A 1,632-nucleotide genomic window follows, 5' to 3' on the forward strand; every position below is an offset into this window, starting at 1 on the left:
CACGTCGCCCGCCGCCTCGCCGGACGCGGCACCCCGCACCTGCTGCTGGTCAGCCGACGCGGCCCGGACGCGCCCGGCGCCGGCGAACTCACGGCCGAGCTGCGGGAGCTGGGCGCCGAGGTGACCGTGACCGCCTGCGACACCGCCGACCGCGACGCCCTCGCCGCGGTCCTCGCGGCCGTACCCGACGCACACCCCCTCACCGCGGTGATCCACACCGCCGGCGTGCTCGACGACGGCGTCCTCGACACCCTCACCCCCGAGCGGTTCGACACCGTCCTGCGGGCCAAGGCACACTCCGCCGCCCACCTGCACGAACTGACCCGCGACAGCGGCCTCACCGACTTCGTGCTGTTCTCCTCCACCGCCGGCAGCCTCGGCGCCGCCGGCCAGGGCAACTACGCGGCCGCCAACGCCTACCTGGACGCCCTCGCCGAACACCGCCGCGCCGCCGGCCTGCCCGCCACCTCCGTCGCCTGGGGACCCTGGGCCGGCACCGGCATGGCCGGCGACGGCACCGGAGTGGAGGACCGCGTACGACGCGGCGGATTCACCCCCATGAGCGCCGAGGACGCGCTCGCCGCCCTCGACACCGCCGTCGAGCACGGCGACACCGCGCTCACCGTCGCCGACATCGACTGGCAGCGGTACGCGGCGGTCTTCGCCGCCAACCGCCCCCTCGTCCGTGACCTGCCCGAACTGCGCGCCACCACCGTCGACGCCACCACCGCGGCCACCACCGCCGGTCCGGCACTCGGCCGGGAACTCGCCGCGCTCACCGGACCCGCCCGGCAGCGGTACGTCCTGGACTTCGTGCGCGCCCAGGTCGCCGGCGTCCTCGGCCACCCCGACCCGGCCGCCGTCGAACCCGACCAGGCCTTCACCGACCTCGGCTTCGACTCGCTGACCACCGTCGAACTGCGCAACACCCTCAACGCCACCACCGGCCTGAGGCTCCCCGCGACCCTCGTCTACGACCACCCCACCGCCCGCGACCTGGCCGCCCACCTCCTCACCGAGCTGCTCGGCACCCTGCCCGAGCCGGCCGACGGCCGCGCCGTCACGGACACCACCGGACGCGCGAGCGACGACGATCCCGTGGTCGTCGTCGGCATGGGCTGCCGCTTCCCCGGCGGCGTCGACTCACCCGACGACCTGTGGGACCTGCTGTACGACGGCCGCGACGCCATCACCGGCTTCCCCGCAGACCGGGGCTGGGACCTCGACACCCTCGCCCGCGGCGGTTCCGCCACCCTGGAGGGCGGATTCCTCGACGGCGCCGGCCTGTTCGACGCCGCCTTCTTCGGCATCTCGCCGCGCGAGGCCCTCGCCATGGACCCGCAGCAGCGGCTCCTGCTGGAGACCTCCTGGGAGGCCCTGGAGCGCGCCGGCATCGACCCGGCGGGCCTGCGCGGGAGCGCCACCGGCGTCTTCGTCGGCACCAACGGCCAGGACTACGCCACCATGCTGCGCCGCGGCACCACCGACGTGCAGGGTCACGCCGCCACCGGCACCACCGCCAGCGTCATGTCCGGCCGGCTGTCCTACACCCTCGGCCTGGAGGGCCCGGCCGTCACCGTCGACACCGCCTGCTCCTCGGCGCTCGTCGCCCTGCACATGGCCGCCACGGCG

At 75.7% G+C, this 1,632-nt stretch carries 1 protein-coding gene; it reads left to right on the plus strand.

Annotation, left to right across the window (positions count from 1 at the left end; translation table 11 throughout):
- The coding region (locus B7767_RS41775) for a type I polyketide synthase (RefSeq protein ID WP_143652981.1) at nucleotides 1-1,632 on the plus strand (1,632 nt) is incomplete at both ends.

Origin of the sequence: Streptomyces sp. 13-12-16 (assembly GCF_002114215.1) — a bacterium.
Lineage (GTDB): Bacteria > Actinomycetota > Actinomycetes > Streptomycetales > Streptomycetaceae > Streptomyces.